The organism is Ureibacillus manganicus DSM 26584 (genome assembly GCF_000772945.1).
GTDB lineage: Bacteria > Bacillota > Bacilli > Bacillales_A > Planococcaceae > Ureibacillus > Ureibacillus manganicus.
In genome coordinates, this window is sequence record NZ_JPVN01000015.1 from 21,390 (window position 1) to 45,651 (window position 24,262).

At 34.6% G+C, this 24,262-nt stretch carries 24 protein-coding genes; 8 read left to right on the forward strand and 16 right to left on the reverse strand.

All coding sequences use genetic code 11. The features are described 5' to 3' along the window. Positions 1 to 118 precede the first annotated feature (118 nt). The 8 genes from CD29_RS12710 to CD29_RS12745 all read right to left on the reverse strand — a co-directional run bounded on the left by CD29_RS12710 (position 119) and on the right by CD29_RS12745 (position 8,952). Positions 119 to 1,816, reverse strand: coding sequence for a M3 family oligoendopeptidase (locus CD29_RS12710; protein WP_036187427.1), 1,698 nt, complete (start codon positions 1,814 to 1,816; stop codon positions 119 to 121). A gap of 152 nt (positions 1,817 to 1,968) precedes the next feature. Further along, the gene (locus CD29_RS12715) at positions 1,969 to 3,711 is read right to left on the reverse strand and encodes a methyl-accepting chemotaxis protein (protein ID WP_036187429.1); all 1,743 of its coding nucleotides are present in this window, start codon (positions 3,709 to 3,711) and stop codon (positions 1,969 to 1,971) included. Positions 3,712 to 3,940: 229 nt separating this feature from the next. Then, positions 3,941 to 4,660 carry a YebC/PmpR family DNA-binding transcriptional regulator gene (locus CD29_RS12720; RefSeq protein WP_036187430.1) on the reverse strand — a complete coding sequence of 240 codons (720 nt, stop codon included), beginning with the start codon at positions 4,658 to 4,660 and terminating at the stop codon, positions 3,941 to 3,943. A gap of 127 nt (positions 4,661 to 4,787) precedes the next feature. Then, positions 4,788 to 5,243, reverse strand: coding sequence for a low molecular weight protein-tyrosine-phosphatase (locus tag CD29_RS12725; RefSeq protein ID WP_036187432.1), 456 nt, complete (start codon positions 5,241 to 5,243; stop codon positions 4,788 to 4,790). A gap of 51 nt (positions 5,244 to 5,294) precedes the next feature. Continuing rightward, a complete protein-coding gene (locus CD29_RS12730) occupies positions 5,295 to 5,897 on the reverse strand; it encodes a lysophospholipid acyltransferase family protein (protein ID WP_036187434.1) in 603 nt (200 codons plus the stop codon). A gap of 74 nt (positions 5,898 to 5,971) precedes the next feature. Next, on the reverse strand, positions 5,972 to 6,817 hold the full coding sequence (locus CD29_RS12735) for a putative RNA methyltransferase (protein WP_036187437.1): 846 nt from the start codon (positions 6,815 to 6,817) through the stop codon (positions 5,972 to 5,974). A gap of 198 nt (positions 6,818 to 7,015) precedes the next feature. Beyond that, the gene (locus CD29_RS12740) at positions 7,016 to 7,972 is read right to left on the reverse strand and encodes a methyl-accepting chemotaxis protein (RefSeq protein WP_036187440.1); all 957 of its coding nucleotides are present in this window, start codon (positions 7,970 to 7,972) and stop codon (positions 7,016 to 7,018) included. A gap of 155 nt (positions 7,973 to 8,127) precedes the next feature. Continuing rightward, positions 8,128 to 8,952, reverse strand: coding sequence for a manganese catalase family protein (locus tag CD29_RS12745; RefSeq protein WP_036187442.1), 825 nt, complete (start codon positions 8,950 to 8,952; stop codon positions 8,128 to 8,130). Between the two features lie 165 nt (positions 8,953 to 9,117). Between CD29_RS12745 and CD29_RS12750 the strand changes: the two genes are divergently transcribed. Further along, a complete protein-coding gene (locus CD29_RS12750; RefSeq protein WP_036187444.1) occupies positions 9,118 to 9,564 on the forward strand; it encodes a hypothetical protein in 447 nt (148 codons plus the stop codon). 82 nt (positions 9,565 to 9,646) lie between these two features. Here CD29_RS12750 and CD29_RS12755 read toward each other — a convergent pair whose 3' ends face one another. The 5 genes from CD29_RS12755 to CD29_RS12775 all read right to left on the reverse strand — a co-directional run bounded on the left by CD29_RS12755 (position 9,647) and on the right by CD29_RS12775 (position 14,616). Next, on the reverse strand, positions 9,647 to 10,528 hold the full coding sequence (locus CD29_RS12755; RefSeq protein ID WP_036187446.1) for a glycine betaine ABC transporter substrate-binding protein: 882 nt from the start codon (positions 10,526 to 10,528) through the stop codon (positions 9,647 to 9,649). 44 nt (positions 10,529 to 10,572) lie between these two features. Continuing rightward, positions 10,573 to 11,493 carry a glycine betaine ABC transporter substrate-binding protein gene (locus CD29_RS12760; protein ID WP_036187449.1) on the reverse strand — a complete coding sequence of 307 codons (921 nt, stop codon included), beginning with the start codon at positions 11,491 to 11,493 and terminating at the stop codon, positions 10,573 to 10,575. A gap of 276 nt (positions 11,494 to 11,769) precedes the next feature. Then, positions 11,770 to 12,621: an ABC transporter permease gene (locus tag CD29_RS12765; protein ID WP_036187452.1), complete on the reverse strand. Its 852-nt coding sequence runs from the start codon at positions 12,619 to 12,621 to the stop codon at positions 11,770 to 11,772. Next, on the reverse strand, positions 12,605 to 13,819 hold the full coding sequence (locus CD29_RS12770; RefSeq protein WP_036187455.1) for a quaternary amine ABC transporter ATP-binding protein: 1,215 nt from the start codon (positions 13,817 to 13,819) through the stop codon (positions 12,605 to 12,607). The genes CD29_RS12765 and CD29_RS12770 overlap by 17 nt, the downstream gene beginning before the upstream one ends. A 167-nt stretch (positions 13,820 to 13,986) precedes the next feature. After that, positions 13,987 to 14,616 (reverse strand): TrkA C-terminal domain-containing protein, encoded by a 630-nt coding sequence (locus CD29_RS12775; protein WP_235801835.1) that lies wholly within the window; start codon positions 14,614 to 14,616, stop codon positions 13,987 to 13,989. A gap of 212 nt (positions 14,617 to 14,828) precedes the next feature. On the opposite strand from CD29_RS12775, the gene CD29_RS12780 reads away from it, so the two are divergent. The 7 genes from CD29_RS12780 (at position 14,829) to CD29_RS12810 (ending at position 21,433) form a co-directional block, all read left to right on the forward strand. Next, the gene (locus CD29_RS12780) at positions 14,829 to 15,587 is read left to right on the forward strand and encodes a MerR family transcriptional regulator (RefSeq protein ID WP_036187458.1); all 759 of its coding nucleotides are present in this window, start codon (positions 14,829 to 14,831) and stop codon (positions 15,585 to 15,587) included. Positions 15,588 to 15,761: 174 nt separating this feature from the next. After that, the gene (locus CD29_RS12785) at positions 15,762 to 16,445 is read left to right on the forward strand and encodes a hypothetical protein (RefSeq protein ID WP_036187461.1); all 684 of its coding nucleotides are present in this window, start codon (positions 15,762 to 15,764) and stop codon (positions 16,443 to 16,445) included. Positions 16,446 to 16,463: 18 nt separating this feature from the next. Next, positions 16,464 to 17,546: a type III polyketide synthase gene (locus tag CD29_RS12790; protein ID WP_036187464.1), complete on the forward strand. Its 1,083-nt coding sequence runs from the start codon at positions 16,464 to 16,466 to the stop codon at positions 17,544 to 17,546. Between the two features lie 4 nt (positions 17,547 to 17,550). Beyond that, positions 17,551 to 18,102 carry an isoprenylcysteine carboxyl methyltransferase family protein gene (locus CD29_RS12795; protein WP_036187622.1) on the forward strand — a complete coding sequence of 184 codons (552 nt, stop codon included), beginning with the start codon at positions 17,551 to 17,553 and terminating at the stop codon, positions 18,100 to 18,102. A gap of 389 nt (positions 18,103 to 18,491) precedes the next feature. Continuing rightward, positions 18,492 to 18,914: a DUF1641 domain-containing protein gene (locus tag CD29_RS12800; RefSeq protein WP_081976245.1), complete on the forward strand. Its 423-nt coding sequence runs from the start codon at positions 18,492 to 18,494 to the stop codon at positions 18,912 to 18,914. A 43-nt stretch (positions 18,915 to 18,957) separates the two neighbouring features. After that, positions 18,958 to 20,142, forward strand: a complete 1,185-nt coding sequence (locus tag CD29_RS12805; protein ID WP_036187470.1) for an NAD(P)/FAD-dependent oxidoreductase — start codon at positions 18,958 to 18,960, stop codon at positions 20,140 to 20,142. 82 nt (positions 20,143 to 20,224) lie between these two features. After that, positions 20,225 to 21,433 carry an MFS transporter gene (locus CD29_RS12810; protein ID WP_036187474.1) on the forward strand — a complete coding sequence of 403 codons (1,209 nt, stop codon included), beginning with the start codon at positions 20,225 to 20,227 and terminating at the stop codon, positions 21,431 to 21,433. Positions 21,434 to 21,474: 41 nt separating this feature from the next. Here CD29_RS12810 and CD29_RS12815 read toward each other — a convergent pair whose 3' ends face one another. From CD29_RS12815 to CD29_RS12825, 3 genes are all read right to left on the reverse strand, one after another. Next, positions 21,475 to 22,086 carry a DedA family protein gene (locus CD29_RS12815; RefSeq protein WP_036187477.1) on the reverse strand — a complete coding sequence of 204 codons (612 nt, stop codon included), beginning with the start codon at positions 22,084 to 22,086 and terminating at the stop codon, positions 21,475 to 21,477. Positions 22,087 to 22,298: 212 nt separating this feature from the next. Beyond that, positions 22,299 to 23,204, reverse strand: a complete 906-nt coding sequence (locus CD29_RS12820) for an ABC transporter ATP-binding protein (protein ID WP_036187480.1) — start codon at positions 23,202 to 23,204, stop codon at positions 22,299 to 22,301. Beyond that, a complete protein-coding gene (locus tag CD29_RS12825) occupies positions 23,194 to 24,249 on the reverse strand; it encodes an ABC transporter ATP-binding protein (RefSeq protein WP_036187483.1) in 1,056 nt (351 codons plus the stop codon). The genes CD29_RS12820 and CD29_RS12825 overlap by 11 nt, the downstream gene beginning before the upstream one ends. Positions 24,250 to 24,262: the final 13 nt, after the last annotated feature.

Consider the following 24,262-nt stretch of genomic DNA (forward strand, 5'->3'; position numbering starts at 1 on the left):
TCCTAAACCTTTAACTAGTTTTTACCAAAAATGAACAATTAAAACCATATACGAATATATTAACAAAATCACCCATTATATATAACAAAAACCCCTCGAAAAACGAGAGGTTTTTATTTTACAATTGTTCGTCATTAACCGAATTAATATATTCTTCGATAGATTCAATAATTGACTCAATACATCCATCTTTAAATGGTGATATTAAACCAGCTTCTTCAACAAGTTTTGTAAAGGATTTTGAACCACCTAATCCACAAAGGTGAAGATAGTCTTTCCAAGCATCATCAAAGTTCTCTCTTGAACGTTTCCAGAACTGATATGCACAAACTTGAGCAAGTGTGTAATCAATGTAGTAGAAAGGACTGTTATAAATATGTCCTTGGCGTTGCCAGAAGCCGCCTTGTTCTAGATAATCGTAGCCGTCATAATCTCTATGAGGTAAATATTTTTCTTCAATTTCTTTCCACGCTTGTTTACGTTCAGCTGGTGTCATGTTTGGATTTTCATAAACAACGTGTTGGAATTCATCAACCGCAACTCCGTATGGTAAGAATAATAATCCACTAGTTAAGTGAGTAAATTTATACTTTTCCGTTTCTTCTTTAAAGAATAGCTCCATCCACGGCCAAGTGAAGAACTCCATACTCATCGAATGAATTTCACATGACTCATAAGTAGGCCATAAGTATTCAGGGATACCAATATTACGACTTCTATACACTTGGAACGCATGTCCTGCTTCATGTGTAAGAACATCAATATCACCTGAAGTACCGTTAAAGTTAGAGAAGATAAATGGTGAATTGTAATTTTCGATAAATGTACAATAACCTCCGCTTTCTTTCCCTTTTTTCGCTTCTAAGTCCATTAAATCATGTTCAATCATGAAGTTAATAAATTCACCAGTTTCAGATGAAAGTTCTTCATACATTTTCTTACCATTTTCAGTAATCCATGCAGCGTCACCCTTTGGATTTGCATTTCCTGAAAGGAAGTTTAAACCTTCATCATAATATTTAAAGTTATCTACACCAATTCGTTTAGCTTGTCTTTCATAAAGCTTTGTAGCTACTGGTACAATATACTCTTTTACTTGGTCACGGAAATTCTTAACCATTTCAGCATTATAGTCCACTCGGTTCATATTAATGTAACCAAGTTCAACATAGTTTTTATACCCTAAAGTCGTAGCGATTTGATGTCTAAGTTTAACAAGAGCATCATAGATTTCATCAAATTTTTCACCATTCTCTTTAAAGAAGTCAAATCTAGCAATCATTGCATTTTTACGTACTTCTCGATCTGTTGACTCTCCATATGGAGCTAATTGAGCCAGTGTTAAAGTTTTTCCATCAAATTCAATTTGTGCAGAGGCAACAAGCTTACTATATTCTGATACAAGTTTGTTTTCCTTTTGCAGTAATTCAATAATTTCTGGTGAGAAAGATTTAATTTGGTTTTCAGCTAAAGCAAAAAGCTGAGTTCCCCATTTTTCCTCTAGTTGCGCACGGAATGGAGATTTGACAAGCTCTTTATAATATTCGAAAATTACTTCCTCAAATTGTGGTGAAATATCGTCAAAGTAATCACGCTCGTTTTGATAAAACTCATCATTTGTATCAATAGATGCACGGATATATACTAACGAAGATTGTGTTCCATATTCATTTCGTACTTTGTTTATTTGCTCAATAGCAGTAATTTGTGCTTCAACAGTTGCAGCATTTTTGAATTGCTCAATAAATAAACGAATTTCCTTTGTTAACGTTTCTAATTCGGGTCTCTTATAATCATATTCCTTAAAGGTAACCATTATCTAGCCTCTTTTCTTGTTTTTGGAATAGTTTGAATTTTAATTATATACCTAATCTGGACATCTAGCAAACTAGTAACCAATACATATTGACCTATTCAAAACTGTAGGTTCAACTTGCAGTTTTGAATAGGTATTGGAGTAAAGTTAAACTATTTTACAACAAACTGACTGATTGATTCTTGTAAACTTAGAAGCTCATGTGTCAAATCATTTGAAGATTCTGTAACCAGTTGAATTGCTCTTTGTTGTTCTTCTACTGATGCGGTTACTTCTTCTGCTGTTGCTGCATTGTTTTCGCTAATTTGTGTGATACTGTCAATTGCTCTCACAATACTATTTTTTGAATTATTCAATTGGTTAGCACTGTCGGTTACTTGTTTAATCGCTCTAATTATATTATCTACAGCTGTTTCAATTTCCCTAAAGGATGTTTCAGTTTCATTTACCGATTTATTTTGACCTAGTATAATAACATTTGTCTTTGACATTTCCTTTGTAACATTTGCAGTCTCACTTGCAATTCCTTTTAGTGTATTACCCACCAAATTCGTCGCTTTACTTGTTTGGTCCGCTAGCTTCCGGACTTCTTCTGCAACAACTGCAAATCCTTTACCATGTTCACCGGCTCTAGCTGCTTCAATAGATGCATTTAATGCTAATAAGTTTGTTTGATCTGATATTTCATTAATTGTTCCAACTATACCTTCAATTTCTTTTACTTTTAATACAAGATTATCTAGTACTACTTGCACATTATGAATTACATCTAGTGACTCTTGAGAGCGCACTTTTAATTCAACTAAATTGTTCATCCCATTTTCACTTGATTTCTTCATTAGTGTTGATGATTCTAACATTGTGAGATTTCTTTCATGGAGTACTTCTATTTCTTCAGCAAATTCTCTCGTTGTTCTACTAGTTTCCTCAGCGTCTGAAGCCTGTTGTGTTGCACCTTTTGCTACTTCTGTAACAGCCTTCACAATATTCTCTCCATAGGCTGTTGTTTCTTCAGCTACAGCAGTCAAATTACTAGAGGTACTTTGAATTTCAACAATAGTGGATTCCACACCTGATATGAGTGTTTTCAATTGACCTACCATATGGTTAAAACCATTATTTAAAAATCCTACTTCATCGCGTCTCTTCATTTCATCTAGTTCAACTGTTAAATTACCTTTTGCCACTTCACGAACATTTTTGGTTAGTTTCGTTAATGGGTGTGCAAGATACTTTGAAAAACCTAAAGCATAAACAGATCCGATTATTAAAGCAATAGTAATTGTAATAACGATTGTAAACAATAATTCATTTGCAGCAGCATTAAAGTCTTGACTGTACGTTCCTGACGCAACAATCCAATCCCAATGCGGATCTACTTTTGAAAAGATAAGTTTAGGGGCTACTGTTGTTTGCCCTGGTAATTCAAATTCATAATATGTAAACCCTCCTCCTGCTAATGCCTGATCTTTAACTTCTCGTATGAAGTATTGACCAGTGCTATCTTGGTCATTCCATAAATTATCGCCTTCTCGTGTTGGATGGCCAAGCAGTGTGCCATCATGACCTAAAATATATATGTAACCATTCTCACCCAAATCCCCAGGATAGGAAATTTCACGTTTCCCCTCAGCATTCATTGCCCCAATTAATGTTGTCTTTACTTGCTCCTGTGCTTCCTCTAGTGTTAATATACCGTTTTCCACATCTTGATTTACTCTTTCAATTAATTGTAAGGAGGATTCGACACTATTCTTAATAATTGTCTCACCTAGATTATCTAGGCTGCTTTGAGCTTTATAATAGCTTACAGCACCGATAATTATACTTGGAACTAATAGTAACGTTGCTGCAAATATTAATAGAGTTCCTTTAATTGAACGAAAAAACTTCATATCATTCCACCACGCTTTATATTATTAATTAATAATATTATTACAACATTTCCCCATTCTTACAATATTATCTTAGTAGAATAAATACATATTTTCTATTTCGCGTTCGATATTTTCTCCTTTGCTTTAATATATAATCGAACCCTATCTATTGGATAAACCAGTTTTCAAAGATATTTTTACACACAAAAAAACCAGTAGCTAGGGCTACTGGTTTTTACTCTAATTTTTAATCTTCTAATTCAGCGTTATGATACACGCGTTGAACATCATCTAAATCTTCTAATGCATCTATCATTTTTTCGAACTTTTCTTGTTCCTCAGCCGATAATTTCACTTCAGTTTGAGGTAACATTGTCAGCTCAGCTACAGTAAATTCTGTAATCCCTGCTTCTTTAAATGCCTCTTGAGCTACATGGAATTGATCTGGTTCTGCATATACAATCGTTACATCTTCATCTTCAAAGACATCACGAGCATCAACATCTGCTTCTAGCAATATTTCCAATACTTCGTCAGCAGATTTACCTTCTATTCCAAAAACAGCCGTAGAGTCGAACATATAAGTAACAGAACCACTTACACCCATGTTCCCACCGTTTTTACCGAAAGCCGCGCGAACATCTGAAGCCGTTCTATTTACGTTATTTGTTAACGCATCAACAACCACCATTGTTCCGCCTACACCAAAGCCTTCATAACGTAGTTCATCGTAGTCTTCGCCGCCAGCACCTTTTGCTTTATCAATTGCTTTATCAATAATGTGTTTTGGCACATTGTAAGTTTTCGCACGTTCTAATACAAATTTTAATGCTGCATTTGATTCTGGATCTGGTTCACCTTTTTTAGCAGCTACATAGATTTCAACACCAAACTTCGCATAAATACGACTAGTATTTTTATCTTTTTCTGCTTTTTTATCTTTAATATTATTCCATTTACGACCCATTGGGATCACTCTCTTTCATTGATTATGGATATACATCAAGGCATGTTCACCTATATTAAGAAAATGAGACTGTAATATTATACACCAAGATACTAAAAAGTTAAAAGATGATAATATATTTAAGCTTCTAGTTTTTAAGGATAATTTGTAATAGTGCCTGACATCCGTCTAATACCAATTCATAGGTCTCTTGAAAATCACCTGTGTAATAAGGATCTGGAACATCTTTATTATGATTTGTTAGATCTAAGAAACGGACAATTTTCGGATGATTCGGTTGGCCAAGCATATCACGGATATTACGAACATTGCTCGAATCCATTCCAATAATATAATCAAACTTATCAAAATCATCTTTATGTAATTGCCTTGCTTTTATGCCTGTTGTTGATATATTAAATTCTTTTAGTTTTGATATAGTTCCTTTATGTGGGCCTTCTCCAATATGCCAACTACTAGTCGCCGCTGAGTCTACTTTAATCTTATAGCTAAGCCCTCTTTTTTCAACGAGGTCCCTCATAACTGCTTCGGCCATCGGAGAGCGACATATATTGCCAAGGCAAACAAACAATACATTAATCATGTGATTTCTCCTTATAGAAAACACTCTCCATCTTGGGAGAGTGCATATATACTATTTCTTCTCTTTTAAATCCTCTAAAACTTTTATGAGTCGATTAAGTTCCGCCTCTAAAAATTCCGTTGCAGCTTCTCTTCCTTCTTTACCACTTTCTACAATAAATGGTTCCCCGTATATTAAGTATCCTTTTTGACGCTTAAATACTTCCTTTACATTACGTGGGCCAATATAAGCTGCTGGTACAATTTTCGCTTTTGACAGTTGCGCAATTGTAATAGCACCTTGCTTTAACTCTGTATTTTCTGTGGATCTTGTTCCACTTGGGAAAATACCAACGATTTTACCTTCTTTGATAAGCTGTCTTGGTATTTTAATTACACTTGGACCAGGGTTATCACGATCAACAGGAAATGCATTCAAATTTGCTATTAACGGGCCTAATACTTTTCCTTCAAACAGTTGTTTTTTTGCCATAAAGTGTATCTGACGAGGGAAAATAGAAACTCCTAAATTTAGAATATCGACATACCCATTATGAGTACAGGCGACAATATACCCTTCTTCTTTTGGTAAGTTTTCTTTCCCATATACTTTTGCTTTTGAACCATTAACAGTTAAAAAAGCTCTTACAAGTCTTGCTCCAAAATTATATAACACGAATGTCGCCTACCTTATACTATTTCTATTATTGTTATTGTAATCTATAATCTACTGTGGATTCAATCGATGTTTTATTCTATTTCTCCAACTAGAATATCTAAATCAATTGTTATCTCTTTAATATGCATTTGATTTATATTTTCTACATGCCACCCTAACGGTGTCATTTCTAGAAGTTTTGGTACAAGATGTTCTTCTAGAGGTTGAGTATAAGTTATACGAAAGACCTCCACTTTTGACAAGTGCTCTTTAAAGTGTCTAACCGTTCTTTCATTTGTATATTGTTCTTTGTCAGTTTTAGCAAACGCTTCTTTTCTCAACTGCTGTAAGTAGCCTTCTTGAGGAACTACTTTAATTACCTTTCCTTTTGGTGTTAACAGTCTCGTAAATTCTTCATAATTAGCTGGTGAAAGGAAATTTAAGATACAGTCAAAAGTTTGTTCCTGGAATGGACTATTTGCCAAGTCACCAACACACCATATGTTTTGGTCGTAATATTTTGCAGCTGTAAGTATACCTTCTTTTGAAATGTCTATCCCTACTGATACTGTATCAGACTCAAGTTTTCCACAGATTTTATCCAAATGAGTTCCTTCACCGCAACCAGCATCTAAAATATTAATTATATTTGAAGCAGAAAGTATCTCCACTATTTTTTCATGTACAGGATTATACAACCCACTTAGAATAATCTCTCTGCGTGATTCAAATAATTCTTTACTATACATAGACTGAATATGTTTTGTAAGAAAGTTTACATAACCTTGTTTAGCAATATCAAAAGAATGATTTTGTGAACAGCGAATTGTACCACTTTCATCGATAATCATGTCATTTTTACAAACAGGACATTGGAAATGCTTTTGCTGTTGTTTCATAGTTGAAATACTAGCTTCTCTTTTAGAAAGTTTACCCATTCTTTACTCCTTAATGATTATTAATAGTGTTATCCCTACTATACTTTATTTTAGGAAAGTGAGTGTGATTTCAATGTTATTTATAAATAAGCTTGTTTTATTTTTAATGCTTTTACAATAAATTATGAGCTACACCATTTGTGATAATAAAATAAACCGGAAGGAGTTTTAATTCCTCACGGTTTTCCATTTGCATTTTTAGTTTGCTCTTGTTGGAAACTGCTTGACCTTTTCTACAGCTTCTATAAGTTTTTCAGTTACAATATCCGATTCTTGAATGTGACTATTTAGAACTGAATTTGTTTCATCAAAAATTTCCGTAGAACGTTTAAAGTTATTTAAAACTTCCTCGTTGGATATTTTCTGATTTTGTATAAATGTAATTAATTCATGAACTTCGATTTTTACATCCTTAATCATACTCAGCAATTCATGAATCTGTTCTGATGTATTTACACTTGTTTTCATTCCTTGTTCTACTAGCTGCATATTACTTTGGGTATTATCAAATACTTTCATTATCTGTAACTGAGTTTCTTTTGTAAGATTCACTATATCTTCAGTACTTTTTTTAGTACTTTCTGCTAGTTTCCTAACTTCATCCGCAACGACTGAAAAGCCTTTCCCATGTTCTCCAGCTCTTGCAGCCTCAATGGATGCATTTAGTGCAAGTAAATTCGTTTGATTTGAAATATCACTAATCACTTTTACGATATCTTCAATTTGTTTAGAACGTACGCTTAATTCGTTCATATTATCAGTTGTTTTTTTCGATTCTTCTCCTAAACGGTCAATAATTTCTCCAACTGCACTTACGGCTTCTTTACTATCATTGGATACTCTAACCATTTCTTCAGAGGCATTAATTAATTTGTCACCTTTTTCCAAGGCTTTATCTGATATAACATTTGATTCAACTGTGCTTTGTTCAACTATATTAAATTGGTTTAATATGTCTTTAACCATTTCCCCTAGTATGATATGTTGACTATTGACTTTATCGTGCTGTTCAATTGTTGAGATAAGTTCCTTATGTAATTGATTTAAAAATATTTGAAATTTGTGTTCCTTTTCATCTAACTTCTCATTTAATTCATCAATTTTTTGCTTAAATAATTCAATATCGTCCTTTTTGGAAAATAAAGCAGATAGCATAGACATCCCCCAGTTTGTTATTAAAAAATAATATATATTACTACAAAGTATAGCACACTTTAAAACCAATACAGTTGTTCAATTTATTGATAGTTAAAAAAGCATTCCCAAAAGTCATTCTTACGTCGACTTTCAGGAACAGCCTCTAAATTCTATTAGCAATCTTCTGGTGGAGTATTGTGAATATTCGGTGGAGCGGGATGTAATTTTGGTTTTGGAGCAAGAGGAACAGGTTTTTCTACATATTTAAATACTCCCTCACAGTCCATGCTCGGTCCATGTGCCCATCTACCTTGCGCACTTTGATTTCCTGCTGAAGTATTAAATAAAACATGTGAAACTTCACGATGCTCTAATTGCCTTGGAAACGTACTTGGAACAACGATATTTTCCTTTTCTTCTAATTCTTTAATTGCAGCATACCATTGGTTTTGATGCATAGTATCTCGAGCTAATAACCAAGCAAGCATATCCTTAACACCACGGTCGTCTGTCATTTCATACAATCTTGCAACTTGTAGTCGACCTTGAGATTCTGCTGTTAAGTTCATGCGAAAATCCGCTAATAAGTTACCACTAGCGATGATATAATCAGCCGTCCAACGGTTACCATTACTATCAGCTGGCATTGCTCCTAAACCTGAAACAATAATATGTTGTGGGTTCATTCCGCCAAGAATCGCATTAATTACTGGATCTTTTGCTGCTGCCTCTAATGTAGGAACAGGTGCACCTTCAAGTAACCTTGCAATCATCGTCGCTAGCATTTCAATATGCGCAAGTTCCTCTGTTCCTGTATCTAAAAGTAAATCTCTATATTTTTCGTTACCTCTAACATTCCATCCTTGGAATAGATATTGCATAGCAACGGATATTTCTCCCCATTGTCCACCTAGAACCTCTTGAAGCATTCTTGCAAAAACCGGATCAGGTCTTTCAGGTTTTGCATGATACTGTAATTCCTTCACATGATAAAACATAACTCTATTCTCACACTCCTTAAATTGTAACTATCTGTAAACTATGCGAGTATGATATTATTTGGCACAGCTAAATAGATAATTATTTAAAAGTTTATAATTTATTAATTTTTGTAAATAATAACTGTGAGGTCTTATTACTTTAGGAAATTTGGAGGTCTCGCGATGGACATTATCAATGAATATTCTATACCTGCTTACCTTGAATCCAATGAACTAACCTTCGAGCTAGAGACAATCGTAGGTTTTGAACATATTATGTTCCCAGTTCAAGCAAATGAGTATGATTTAAAGCCACAAGTTGAGGTAAAAGTTGATTTAGATTTAGAAAAAAACAATCAAAAAAGTGTAGATGAAGGCCATTCTTCATGGAGACTCGACCCGGTATTTACTGCTCAGGTGTTCACAAGTTTGCATGTATTTCTGAAAGGTATAGTTGGTGATTTTCCTATTAAATATGAAAATTTAAAACTAATTTATAGCAACAATGAAGCCTCCGTAGTACAAGTGAATGATCCTGATACTAATATAAGTATGGTTTATCTAAAAAAACTTGTCCGACAAGATGAGACTGGAATATGGACAGTTGTTGGGTATGATATAGCACAATAAAAATTAAAAAACCGATTTGTCTCACATATTATGTGACAAATCGGTTTTTCTAAGTCCTTCATGAACAAAGGCTAATATTTCATTATTCTACGTCTTTTGTCCATTCTGCAACCTTATCTGGATTTGCTTCTACCCATTTAGCAGCAGCTTCTTCTGGAGATGTTCCCGAATTAATATCTAGCATTACTTCTTCCATATCAGCACTCGTCCAGTGGAATGCATCAATTACTTTAAATGCTTCTGGTAGATCTTCTTCTAATCCTTGACGAGCAAATGTATTAATTGTTTCTTCCCCACCGTAGACACCATTAGGATCTTCTAAGTATTTCAGATCATATGCAGCAAACTTCCAGTGTGGAGACCAACCAGTTACAATAATTTCTTCTTCATTTTTGATTGCTTGATCTAGAGAAACTGTCATTGCACCTGATGACGAAGGTACAAGTTCCCAACCATCTAAATTTTCATACTCTGCAATTGTTCTCTCAGTGGCAGCCATTACCCCCGCACCAGCTTCAATACCTGTGATTTTCATGTCCGCTTCGTCAGTTAGGTCTGCTATAGAATCAGCTTCCATATAAGTTGGAACGACTAAGCCAATTTTAGCACCAGATAGGTTTTCACCTAATTCTACTAAACCATCTTTATATCTTTCATATTGTGCAGCATGTGTGCCTGGTAACCAGCCAGCTACCATCGCATCCGCTTCCCCTGTTGATACTGCCTCCCACATAATGGCATTATCTAAAGGAGTAAGCTTAACATCATAACCTAAGTCTTTAAGAACTTTACCTACTACATGTGTAGAAGCAATTTCACTATCCCATTCAACATAAGCTAAATTAACTTCCTTTTTTTCAGCTCCACCATTATTTGTAGATGCGGTATCTCCTCCACCACAAGCAGCAAGTAATGCTCCTAAGCCTAATGTTAAACCTAGTAATTTCAATTTTTTGAAATTCAATTAAATCTTCCTTTCTTTCGATTAACTATTTAATCGTTTATTATTTATTCTTTTGCTGGTAAATCTTCTATTGAATCAATATCCATATAAGATGGAACAGTGAATCCGTTTTGTGTACCAGTTAAATTTGGACCTAAGTCAACAATATCTTCTTTATATTCTTCAAAGAATGCACCATGTGTACTTGGTAACCAAGGAGCTAGTGATGCATCTGCTTCCCCTGTAGCGATTGCTTGGAACACTACCGCTGGGTCAACAGGTGTGATGGTTACTTCAAATCCATGTTGTGTTAATACTTCTTCCATTACATAGACAGATGCAAGTTCCGAATCCCATTGAGTTGTCACTAATTCAATCTTTTCACCGTTTACTTTTTCTACATCATCTGTCCACTCATTTACTTTATCAGTGTTTTGGTCTACCCAATTTTTTGCTGCATCTTCAATTGGAGTCCCTTTGTCTTCCGCTTCATACATTACCGCTTCCATATCTGCTGGTTCCCAGTGGAAAAGGTCAAGAATCGTATATGCTTCAGGTAAGTCTTCTTCTAAACCAATTCTAGCAATCGTCTGAATATCTTCAGCTCCACCAAAAGTACCTTTCGGATCTTCTATAAACTTCAAATCATATGCTGAAAACATCCAGTGAGGTGTCCAACCTAATACTATAATTGGTTCTTCGTTCTTAATAGCCGCATCTAGAGCACCAAGCATTCCTGCTGTTGAACTTTCAAGAACTTGCCAACCTTCTAAGTTCTCATATTCTTCTAATGTTTTTCTCGCTTGACCGCTTATCCCTGCACCCGGTTCAATTCCGGTAATTGTATAATCTAGTGATTCACCTAAATTGTCCGTACCACTTGCTTGACCATTATCCGTTGATGTCTCTCCACTTCCACCACAAGCAGCTAATAATAAAGTTAAAGATATTCCTGCTGTCATACCAAATTTCTTAAATTTACTCATTTTTTCGTCCCCCTTGGTTACTCAATCAATTCGCCTTGGCGTAATTGCGCCCAGATTTTCTCGAGCTTGCTCGAGAAATTACCTTTAAAAATCTGTGGCATCCGCCGGAGGCTTTAACTTCATTCAGCCTGAATCAATTACCCCAATGATTGGATAGATTTTCTGCATGCATACTACTCACTACATATAGAAGTAACTGAATGAAGTTAAACAAACAGCCTTGGTTGCAGACTACTCATTTGAATTAAATTTTTTTATTTAAATAGCAATTCAATTTTATTGACGCTTTTTATTAAAGCTTTGTGTTAATCGGTCAACAATGATCGCTAAGATTACTAAACTTATACCTGCTACAAATCCATTACCCACTTTTGCTTGTTGCAACGCGGATAAAACATTTCGACCTAATCCTGGTGCCCCGATCATCGATGCAATGACTACCATAGATAGTGATAACAACACAGTTTGGTTTACTCCTGCCATAATCGTTGGTCTTGCAATTGGCAATTCCACTTTGTATAGTTTTTGCCAACCTGTACTACCATAAGAGTCCGCTGCCTCCACAAGTTCTTTTGGTACTTGACGAATCCCGAGGTTTGTAAAACGAACAACTGGCGGCAATGCAAAAATTATAGATGCGAACACACCAGGAACTACCCCAATACCAAAGAAAGCTACAGCAGGAATCAAATAAACAAATCCTGGCATTGTTTGCATAAAGTCAAGAAGTGGTTGAATAATTGTTTCCGCCACTTTGCTTTTCGACATGAGAATCCCTAATGGAATACCAATAATCACTGCAATGACACTTGAAAATAACACAAGCGTTATTGTATTCATTAATTCTTCCCAAAGACCTTGGTTATAAATGAAAAGAAGCCCTACAATTGAAAATATAGCTAAACCAAATTTTCGTTTTGTTGCAAAAAACGCAATCGCTGCAATGATTAATATAAATAGAACCGGCGGAATCATAACTAAGAAATCAGTTACAAACTCCATTGAGAATTTTCCACTTTTTTTAATGACGTCAAAGAAGCCTGCAAATGTATCTGTTAACAAGTCCATCGCATCTTCAACACTATCTGCTACCGGAATCTTTGGTATAAAATCAAGAAATTGAGACATTTTCCGTCACCCCCTCATTTTCATCACTTGAGGAGAGTGCTTCAATGACAACGCCCCTTATTAACACGCCTACTAATTTTTCCTCTTGTACAACTGCCAATGGTGTTTTGGAATCTGAAATGATCCCTAAAACATCTTGAATGTACATTTCAGGAGGAACTATTGGCATATCTGTTCTTACGTAATTAATAACGCTATTCTCGCCTTTTTTAGACGCTTCTAGAGCGTCATCAGCAGTGATATAACCTTTAAACTCTCTTAATTTATTAACAGCTAGAAGGACGCTAACTTCTTCTTCTCTCATTCTTTGTAACGCAACTTTAGGACCGTCAATATCAATATTTAACGAGATAGGACGAATCATTGCATTCTCCACAGTTAATACTTTTGATCGGTCTACATCCTCTAGGAATGTTCTTACATAATCGTTCGCTGGATTTGTTAATATTTCTTCTCCAGTTCCAATTTGAATGATTTCCCCATCTTTCATTAGCGCAATACGATCACCAATACGTAAAGCCTCGTTTAAATCATGTGTGATAAAGATAATTGTCTTTCTCACCTTTTGTTGTAAATCTAGTAATTCATCCTGCATATCTTTGCGGATTAATGGATCGAGGGCAGAAAAAGCTTCATCCATTAGCAAAATGTCAGGATCATTTGCTAATGCTCTTGCTAAGCCGACTCGTTGTTGCATACCACCAGATAATTGACCTGGAAGTTGGTCTTTGTATGGTAACAACCCAGCATTATTTAAAGCCTTTTCTGCTTTCAATCGTCGTTCTTCTTTTGAAATGCCACGGATTTCTAAACCGAATTCTGTATTTGCAAGTACAGTTCTATGTGGGAATAAGCCGAAGTTTTGAAAAACCATACTCATTTTTTCCCTGCGGACATTTATGAGCTGTTTTTTATTCATTTTGGAGATGTTTTCGCCATCTATGTAGATGTTTCCACTAGTGGGTTCAATGAGGCGATTTAATAAACGAACTAACGTGGATTTACCACTCCCTGAAAGTCCCATGATTACAAATATTTCACCTTCATTAACAGTGAAATTGGCGTTATAAACCCCTATAGTTGCACCAGTTTGTTTTAGGATTTCAGTTTTGCTTTTATTCTGCTCTACAAGCTTTAATGCCTGATTAATATGTCTGCCAAAAATCTTAGACACATTTTCAATCTTAATCTTCTCCATATCATACTCCTCTCCAATAAGTAATAAAATCCCAATTCCCTAAGTGACAACTCAATGTTATCAAAGGGTTGTTACTTGTGTCAATCTTCCAAACTTGTAATCTATCATACAAAGGAATAGAAAAAGGTCTACGAATACCTTTATGTCAGTACTCGTAGACCTACTAATTATGAATATAAAAATTTTTCGACTCGTTCCAAACTCTCATCATTTCCGATGAAATAGATAATGTCATTTGGCTCAATAGTAATATAAGGACCTGGTGAAATAAAAAGCTCTTGTCCCCTTTTAATACCAACGATTGTTGCTAGTGTATTTTGCCAGAAGTTAATTTCACCAATAGAGCGAGAGATATATGGTGAATGTTCATTTACTTCTAATTGAAGTGGCACAAAAGGATTTATAGAGCGAAATCTCTCCGTTCTACTTACAAGTCGTTCCGTAATTTCCTGTAAGAAGCTTAATTCTTCCTTTTGCCTTTTCAAGCTGTCTAACATTTCTATTTGAATTTGTTGAATAGACTGTACTTCTAAAAATTGCTGTACAAATTGGGCTGCTTTTTCATAAGACTTGATCATTACACCGCTGCCCTTTGTTGCTTCAACGATTTCTAAATCCTGCAATACGGCAATCGCCCTTCTAGCAGTTTCTGACGATACGCCATATTGGCTTGCTAGTGAAGACCTGGCATAGATTTTATCACCAACTAAATACTTCTTCTCTACAATTTTAGAAGCAATGTCCGCTGCTATTTTTGCATACTTAGGCTGTTTTACTTGTACTTTCTTCTGTTCCAATTCAATAACCTCACAAGGTATTATTCTAAAAATCCGTTTATTTTCATTCTTATCCATAGTAAGACATATTAATTTAACTTACTAGTGAAATCTAAGGGAGTGCATTGAAACAAATTACCTATCCTAAATAAAATCTATAATTTATTAGGAAATTTACGGTTGACCTTCTCGTTACGTAAACCTTTATTATAAAACTACAGGGGGGATCAGTAATGGAGTATACCATTAGTAAGCTTGCCAAATTAGCTAATGTTAGCGCGCGAACATTACGCTACTATGATGAAATCAATTTACTAAAACCAGCTAGAATTAATAGTTCTGGATACAGAATCTACGGTCAAAAGGAAGTTGATCGACTACAGCAAATTATGTTTTTTAGAGAGCTAGATGTTGAATTAGATACAATTATTTCTATTATGAACAATCCAGAATTCGATAAAACGAGATCATTACAAAATCATTTAAATCAACTAATCCAAAAAAGATCCCTACTGGAAAAATTAATTGAGACGGTTGAAAAAACAATCGCCTCTGACAAAGGAGAGCTAAAAATGTCAAATGAACAAAAATTTGAAGCATTCAAAGATAACTTGATCCAAGAGAACGAAAACAAATATGGAGAGGAAGTACGAGAAAAATACGGTGATAAAACTGTTGAAGAATCTAATAAAAAATTTAAAAACATGTCGCAACAACAGTACAATACGATGGTGAAGCTAGGTGAAGATATTTTAGCGCTATTACCAAAAGCCGTAGAAACTGGCGATCCTGCGTCAGCACTTGCTCAAGAAGTCGCTTCGAAACATAAAGAGTGGTTAACTTTTACTTGGCCATCTTATTCAAAAGAAGCTCATAGAGGTCTTGCGGATATGTATGTAGCTGATAAACGCTTTAAAGCTTTTTATGATAAAGCTACTGAAGGAGGCGCAGAGTTTTTAAGAGAAGCCATTATTATTTTTACAAATAAATAACCCGTTACTTTTAACATGGTGAGTATGGATTTTTCAACTCACCATGTTTTTATTATCTATTTATAAATCGTGTTGTAACAATTCGAATGAATTTTAACATATTGGAAACTATAAAAGAGAACTTACCTGAATGTTTATATGTACCATCAATTCTGTAAAAAGGAGCACTATCAGATGCAAAATAATGAGAACAAATTGATGAAAACTCAATACGAATATGACAATCAGGAGTACATAGTTTTAAACAAATGTCCTCATTGTAATCTAGATATTCATCCGACTGTTAAAAGTAGGTTTAACTTGGAAAATAGTAACTATAATGTCACCGCGTTATCTTTATCTTGCCCATCTTGTAAAAGAGATTATTTTATATTTAACGATTTTCGAAGTGAAGTTGCTGGTTTTGAAAAGTTTATTATGTCATTTCCTAATTACGGTTTTAGTGAAAATGCATTAGTTAAAAACACCTCAAAAAAGTTTCAAAATTTATATATGCAATCCATTAATTCTGAACTTTTAGGACATATTGATATTGCATTTTTTGGGTATGTTAAATCACTTGAGATATTAGTAAAAGAAATTGCTACTGTCCAACACCCTGAATCAGAAGATGTTATTCTTTTTTCCAATCTAATTTCTTGCCTAGAACAGTTTCATGCAACTAATATGCATTTATTTTCAAAGAAGTTACTAGAGGTTTTGAAAAATGATTATCTTTTCTATCACAAAACAGAAGATTTTCATACTTGCTCGGAACTCATAAAAGATAGCATAAATTACTTTTTACTGTATTTAGAGTTATTATTAAAAACCTTTTCGATAAATAATCAATCAAAAACAGAGAAACCATCCAAATAATAAAGGGGATTGTTTGTTATGCCAAAAATTGTTTCTGTTAGTACATATGAACCTCCATATTCAATTGAACAATCTAATTTGAAACTATTAACTAAAGAGCTCTTTCAAGATCGATTCCATCAGCTTGACAGACTTTTAAATGTGTTTGAAAACGGTGAGATTCAATCAAGGCAATTTTGTGTACCAGTAGAATGGTATAAACAAGAGCATACATTTGAAGAACGTAATAATCTATACATCGAACTTGCAACGAAATTTAGTGTTGAAGCGATAAATCGCTGTGTTGAGAATCAAAATTTTCTAGAAGAACCAGTTTCACTTGAGGAGATTAATGCAATAATTTTTGTAAGCAGTTCGGGAATATCAACACCGAGTATTGACGCTCACGTAATGAATTTAATGAAGTTTTCTAATAGGATAAAACGAATTCCCATTTGGGGTCTTGGATGTGCCGGTGGAGCCTCAGGTATAAGCAGAGCTTTCGACTATTGTTCTGCACATCCTAAAGAAAAAGTTCTTGTTGTTTGTGTTGAATTATGTAGTCTCACATTTCAAAAGAACGACTATTCGAAAAGTAATCTAGTTGGTGCATCACTATTTGCAGATGGAGTTGCTTGTGCATTAGTCTGTGGTGACGAAGTTACAATTCAAACAAAGAAACCAATACCTTCTATATTAAATACTGCTTCAAATTGGATGCCAAATTCTTTAGATGTAATGGGATGGGAGATTAAAGATGATGGTTTACATGTGATTTTCTCAAAAGATATTCCTTCCATTATTTCTAATTGGCTCGGGCCATTTATACAGGAGTTCTTATCTGAAAATGGTATCACTCAAGACAATCTTCTACATTTCATTGCACATCCTGGTGGAAAAAAAGTATTAAAAGCTTACGAAAATGCTTTAAACCTTACAGAAGATTTTACAGCCATTTCAAGAGAAGTCCTAAGGTCACATGGAAATATGTCTTCTCCAACGGTGTTATATGTTCTCGAAAAATTTATGTTAGGCGATTGTCAAGCTGGAGAGTATGGGTTACTTGCTGCATTAGGTCCAGGGTTTAGTGGGGAAACAGTTTTACTTCAATGGAGGGATTAAGATGATGATCTTTATTTTCATTATATCACTTGTAATTATGCAAAGAGTTATTGAGTTAATGATTGCCAAGAAAAATGAATCCTATATGTTAGCAAAAGGTGCGTATGAAGTCGGCGGAGAACATTACCCGTTTATGATTGCACTACATGTCGCTTTCTTTGTTTCCTTGCTAATAGAGGTCTTGTTTTTCCAAAATACACTCTCTACATTCTTTCCTATTCTGTTTATCTTCTTTTTAATCGTTCAATGTATTCGTATATGGTGTCTAGCTACTCTAGGTAAATTTTGGAACACAAAAATTATTATACTACCTGGTGCAAACGTTGTAAAAAAGGGTCCCTACAAGTTATTTCGACATCCCAACTATTTTGTTGTCTGTACAGAAATATTGATTTTGCCTTTAATGTTTAATGCATACTTTACAGCTATTACTTTTACATTACTTAATATCGCCATGTTAGCTGTTAGAATTCCTGTTGAAGAAAATGCATTAATGGAAGAAACAAATTATACGGAGCAATTTAAGAAAAAAATTACAACATCAACTCTAGAATAAAATATTCTATCAACAAATGAAATATATTAGAATTTCCATTCGAAAAGGCGTATAATTGTTTTTGTATGTCACACAATATTCATCAAATTTTAACCAATTTGTCAGTTTTTTTAAAATATTTAAAATTTTTACAGTATACGTTAATTTCATTATCATAGACAAAAATATGTACTTACATACGTTTTGTTCCTATCTACCAATCTTTTTTCTAAAAAGAGCGGTTGATAAAAATAATATTTATATTATTATGAAATTGATAATCATCTTTGTTAATAATATTTCATAATTAGTGTGCTTTCTTATATAGTGTGACTGTATGTGAAATATTTTGCAAACTTCCAAAATAATGTCTATAAAAGGCACAATGGTAAAAGAAAAGGAGAATGGAAATGTCAGAAGAATTGATTAGCCAAGCTCAAACAACATCTAAGAGTACACAAGATTTACTTGACCAGTTATTAAAACCTGAAGTACAGGAATCTCTAACTACTTTAGTAGAACAGTTACCAAAACTAGCTGAGGTTGCAACACTTTTAACACAAGCATATGACTTTGCGAAATTAGTTTCTACAGACGAAGTGCTTAAAAATGATACGGTTAGCGCAGTTAAAGAAGTTGCAGAACCAGTAATCGGAACAGTGAAAAGTGTTGCGGCAAACGCAATTGAAGCAAAAGAACGTGCAGAATCTTCTAGCGAAGCAGTTGGTATTTTCGGCGTATTAAAACTACTAAAAGATCCAGAAGTTCAAAATGTATTACGTTTTGTTAATGCATTCCTACAAGTAACTGCAGAACGTAAAAATCAACAATAATCGTTAAGATAAATTATTTTAAGTCAAGGACGGAGGATATAACATGTCAAAAGAAATCGTCATCTTAGGTGCTGGTTACGGCGGTTTACTTACTGCTCAAACATTACGTAAATACTTAAGTAAAGAAGAAGCAAAAATTACTGTGGTGAACAAATATCCAACTCACCAACTTATTACTGAATTACATCGTCTAGCTGGTGGAACAATTGCAGAAAAAGCAATTTCATTCGAACTAGAAAAACTTTTTAAAGGTAAAGATGTAAACGTAGTTATTCAAGAAGTTAAATCGTTTTCTGTTGCAAACAAAGAAGTCTTCTTAGCAAACGGTGCTGCAATTTCTTATGATATTTTAGTAGTTGCTTTAGGAAGCCAAACTGGTTACTTCGGTATCCCTGGTTTAGAAGAAAACAGTATGGTATTAAAATCTGTAGAAGATGCAAATAGAATTTACAATCATATTGAAAGTAAAATTGCATCTTTTGCAAAAACAAAAGATGCTGCTGATGGCACAATCGTTATCGGCGGTGGCGGTTTAACTGGTGTTGAATTAGTTGGTGAGGTTGTTGATAACCTTCCTAATATCGCTGTGAAATATGGTGTAGATCCAAAAGACATCCAAATTAAACTAGTTGAAGCAGGACCAAAAATTCTTCCTGTATTACCTGATGATTTAATTGCACGTGCTACTGAATCATTAGCGAAGCGTGGAGTTGAATTCCTAACAGGTCTTCCTGTTACAAGTGTAGAAGGCAATATTATCTCACTAAAAGACGGGTCAACAATTACTGCTAACACATTTGTTTGGACAGGTGGCGTAGCTGCACTTCCTGTTGTACAAGAATCAGGTCTTGAATGTGACCGTGGTAAAGCGATTATTGATGAGTATTTACGTTCTAAATCTCATCAAGAAGTATTCGTAGTTGGGGATGCATCTGTAGCACTTCCTGCAGATGGCGGTCGTCCATTATATGCTCCAACTGCACAAAACGCATGGCAAATGGGTGAAACTGCGGGGTACAACATTTTTGCTACTATTAGAGAACAAAAGTTAAAAGAATTCTCACCAATCGATTCTGGTACTCTTGCAAGCTTAGGACGTAAAGATGGCGTAGCAACTGTTGGTGGAAACAAAATCCCACTTAAAGGTTTACCAGCTTCATTAATGAAAGAAGCTAGCCACGTACGTTATTTATCACACATTAAAGCTTTACATGGCTTAGCATATTAATATTTAATTTTTAAAGTGCTGATTCATAGGAATCAGCACTTTATTTAGTATAATAATGAGTCGAACTAAAGGTGGCACTTCTATGAGTGAAAATAAAGCAGCTATAAATAACCCTATTTATCCTATTATGATTGCAATTGGAGTAGCGCATTTAATAAACGATACAATGCAGTCAGTTGTACCTGCCATGTATCCTATTTTTTCTAGAGATTTAGGTTTAAATTTTACACAACTTGGAGTAATTACATTTGTACTAAACATAGTATCATCATCATTACAGCCAGTTGTGGGCTTTTTAAGTGATAAAAAGCCGATGCCCTATGCTCTACCTATTGGAATGATTAGCTCATTTATAGGATTATTAATGCTCGTCTTTGTAAAAGAGTATTGGGTAATACTTATTGCAGTTATTTTCTTAGGCTTCGGATCAGCTATATTCCATCCAGAAGGTTCGAAAGTTACATTTTTGGCTGCAGGAAACAAAAGAGGCTTGGCCCAATCAATTTACCAAGTTGGAGGTAACTCCGGACAAGCTCTCGCCCCATTAATAAGCGCATTTATATTAGATGCACTTGGACAGCGTGGTGCAGCAATTGTATTATTATTAACTGCAATGGGAATCGCACTACTATTTAAAATTTCAAAATGGTATGTGCGTCAATTAGAAGCTGAGAAAAATTCAAAGAAAAATAAGAAGACTCTTATATCTTCTTTACCGCCATTGTCAAAGAAGCAAGTGCGTATAGCAATCGCATTATTATTTACCATAATTTTCGCTCGTTCATTTTACACAACAAACATCTCTAATTTCTACGTATTTTATTTAATGGATCATTATAATTTAACTTTACAAGTTGGACAAATATTCATATTTATTTTCATGGCTGTTGGTGTGGTTGGTACATTTTTTGGAGGTTCACTATCTGACCGTATAGGGCGTAAAAATGTTATTTTACTTTCGGTAGTAGGCCCAATGCCATTTTGTTTAACTTTACCATATATTCCGATTTGGCTAGTTCCCGTGTATTTAATCATCATTGGTTCTTTAATAATGATTAGTTTCTCTGTGACAGTCATCTATGCACAAGAGCTTGTTCCAACAAAGATAGGAACAATGGCCGGCTTAACAACTGGTTTTGCCTTTGGTATGGGCGCAGTAGGTGGTGTGGTTATTGGTATGTTACTAGATAACATCGGAATAGCAATGACAATGCAGATTATTTCTGTACTACCTTTACTTCTGGTTGTTTCATTCTTCTTACCGAAGGACAAAGTAGCCGGAACTGCATAAAAAAATAAAGGAGCTGTGAATTTCACAGCTCCTTTTCCCACTTATTTTCGTTTTGACTTTCTTCTGTACAACCAAATAACAAACAAAATTATGAGTACGGCAATAATTCCATAAGCAATATTAGAATATGTATCCATATACACTACAATCGAATCCCAGTTTTCACCGACTTGAGAGCCTAAGTAAATAAGTACAATATTCCAAATGAATGTTCCCACAGTTGTTAAAATTAAAAACAACCAAAAGTTCATTTTCGACATACCTGCTGGTAGAGAAATTAAACTTCTTATTAACGGAACAAATCGGCAAAAGAAAACTGTCCATACTCCATATTTTTTGAACCAGTCATTCGCTTTATATATATCTTCATTAGTAAGTCTTAAAAAACGTCCCCATTTATCTACAAATCTACCGATTCTCTTAATTCCAACAATTTTACCGATATCATACAATGCAATCGCTCCAGCTACAGACCCTAATGTAGAAGCAATTAATACACCAACAAAGGTAAGGTCAGACTGTGTGGTCATATATCCGCCAAAAGTTAGAATAACCTCAGATGGAATTGGTGGAAAAATATTTTCTAACATTATTAATAGAAAGACTCCGATATAGCCGAAATCCTCCATTATATTCGTAATCCAACTCTCCATCGATCTACTCCTTATACTTATTAGTATATTTATCTTTAATATATACATTGTGACTTTGCCATAAAACACTAGCAAAAATCAACTAAATCCACATGACATTTTGTTCAGTAACTAACTTTATATCATATTCTTTATCATGATTTATGATTCTAACAAGATAAAAAGAGTCAACAAGAATATTCCTGTTGACTGGTATTAACTATTTATATTATTTATTTCCATTTTTTAATTTGAGCATCCGTTCCATAGACAAAATGTTTTGGAGTTACTTCATATACACTTGCAGTTTCATCTACTTCTTCGTGTTCATAAGGTATTCGAGTTCTTGTTCTTTCAGATAGCGGATCTGGAAGTGGAACTGCCGATAATAATGATTTTGTATATGGGTGAATTGGATTATTATAAATTTCATCCGCCTCACCAAGTTCAACTATCTTCCCTCGATACATTACAGCGATTCGGTCACTAATATATTTAACCATCGATAAGTCGTGTGCGATAAATAAATATGTTAAGTTTCTCTCTCTTTGTAATTTCTTTAGAAGGTTTACCACTTGAGCTTGTATGGATACGTCTAAAGCTGAAATTGGTTCGTCTGCAATGATAAAGCTTGGATTTAAACTTAATGCACGTGCAATACCAATACGTTGACGTTGACCACCTGAAAATTCGTGAGCATAACGATTTGCATGTTCTCTATTTAAACCTACCGCTTCAAGCAAAGTACCAATTCTATCTTGACGTTCTTTTTTATTTTTATAAAGACCATGAATTTCAAAAGCCTCACTAATAATTTCGCCAGCTGTCATACGAGGATTTAAAGAAGCGTATGGATCTTGGAAAATCATTTGCATTTCACGGTTGAACTCTTTAACCTCTTTACGAGATTTTGCAGCATTGATATCTTTCCCTTTAAAAAGAATCTCCCCGCCTGTTATGTCGTAAAGTCGTATGATCGAACGGCCAGTTGTAGATTTACCACAACCAGACTCTCCAACCAACCCAAGCGTTTCTCCTTCGTATACATCGAAACTTATACCGTCTACTGCTTTAATAGGATTTGTCTGTGAGCCGAAATATTGTTTTAAATTTTTTACTTCAAGTAATTTATTTGCCACCTGTTTCAGCCTCCTTCAAATATCCTTCAATTCTTTGCTGTATAGCACTCGGTATTTCAATCTTAGGTGCATTTGGATGTAATAACCAAGTTTTTGCATAATGCGTATCAGAAACCTTAAACATCGGTGGCTCTTTTTCATAATCAATTGCTAACGCATATTCATTACGAGGTGCAAATGCATCCCCAATAGGTGGGTTGATTAAGTTTGGTGGCGAGCCTGGAATTGTACGTAACTCTTCTTGTACATTATTTTTCAGATCAGGCATCGATCCTAATAATCCCCAAGTATAAGGGTGTCTTGGATTGTAGAATATTTCATTTACTGTGCCGTACTCAACGATTTGTCCAGCATACATTACTGCCACACGATCGGCAATATTTGCAACAACCCCTAAATCGTGGGTAATGAAAATAATAGACGTATTACGTTCTTTTTGAATTTCTTTCATTAAATCAAGAATTTGGGCTTGAATCGTTACATCAAGAGCAGTAGTTGGCTCGTCCGCAATTAATAACTTAGGATCTGCTGCTAATGCAATTGCGATAACGACACGCTGACGCATACCCCCACTGAATTCATGTGGATATTGTCTAAAACGTCTTTCAGGCATTGGTATACCTACTTGACGTAGAAGTTCTATCGCACGTTCTTTAGCCTCTTGCTTTGAGATTTTTTTATGTTTTAAGATTACTTCTGTAATTTGGTAACCGACACGCATTGTTGGATTAAGGGCTGTCATAGGATCTTGGAAAATCATAGCGATATCGTTCCCACGAACTTTTGACATCTCTTTTTCCGTAAGTGGAAGAATGTCTTTTCCTTCAAATAATATTTCTCCCCCTGCGTAAATACCAGGTGGTTGAGGAATCAACTTCATGAGCGCGTTACTCGTTACACTTTTACCTGATCCCGATTCACCAACAATCGCTAGTGTTTCACCTTCGTGTAGGTCAAAACTCACACCACGAACTGCTTGGACGACGCCCGCATATGTTTTGAAGTTTACCTTTAAATCGTTTACTTCTAGCAACTTTTTACTCATTTTCTCACCTTCT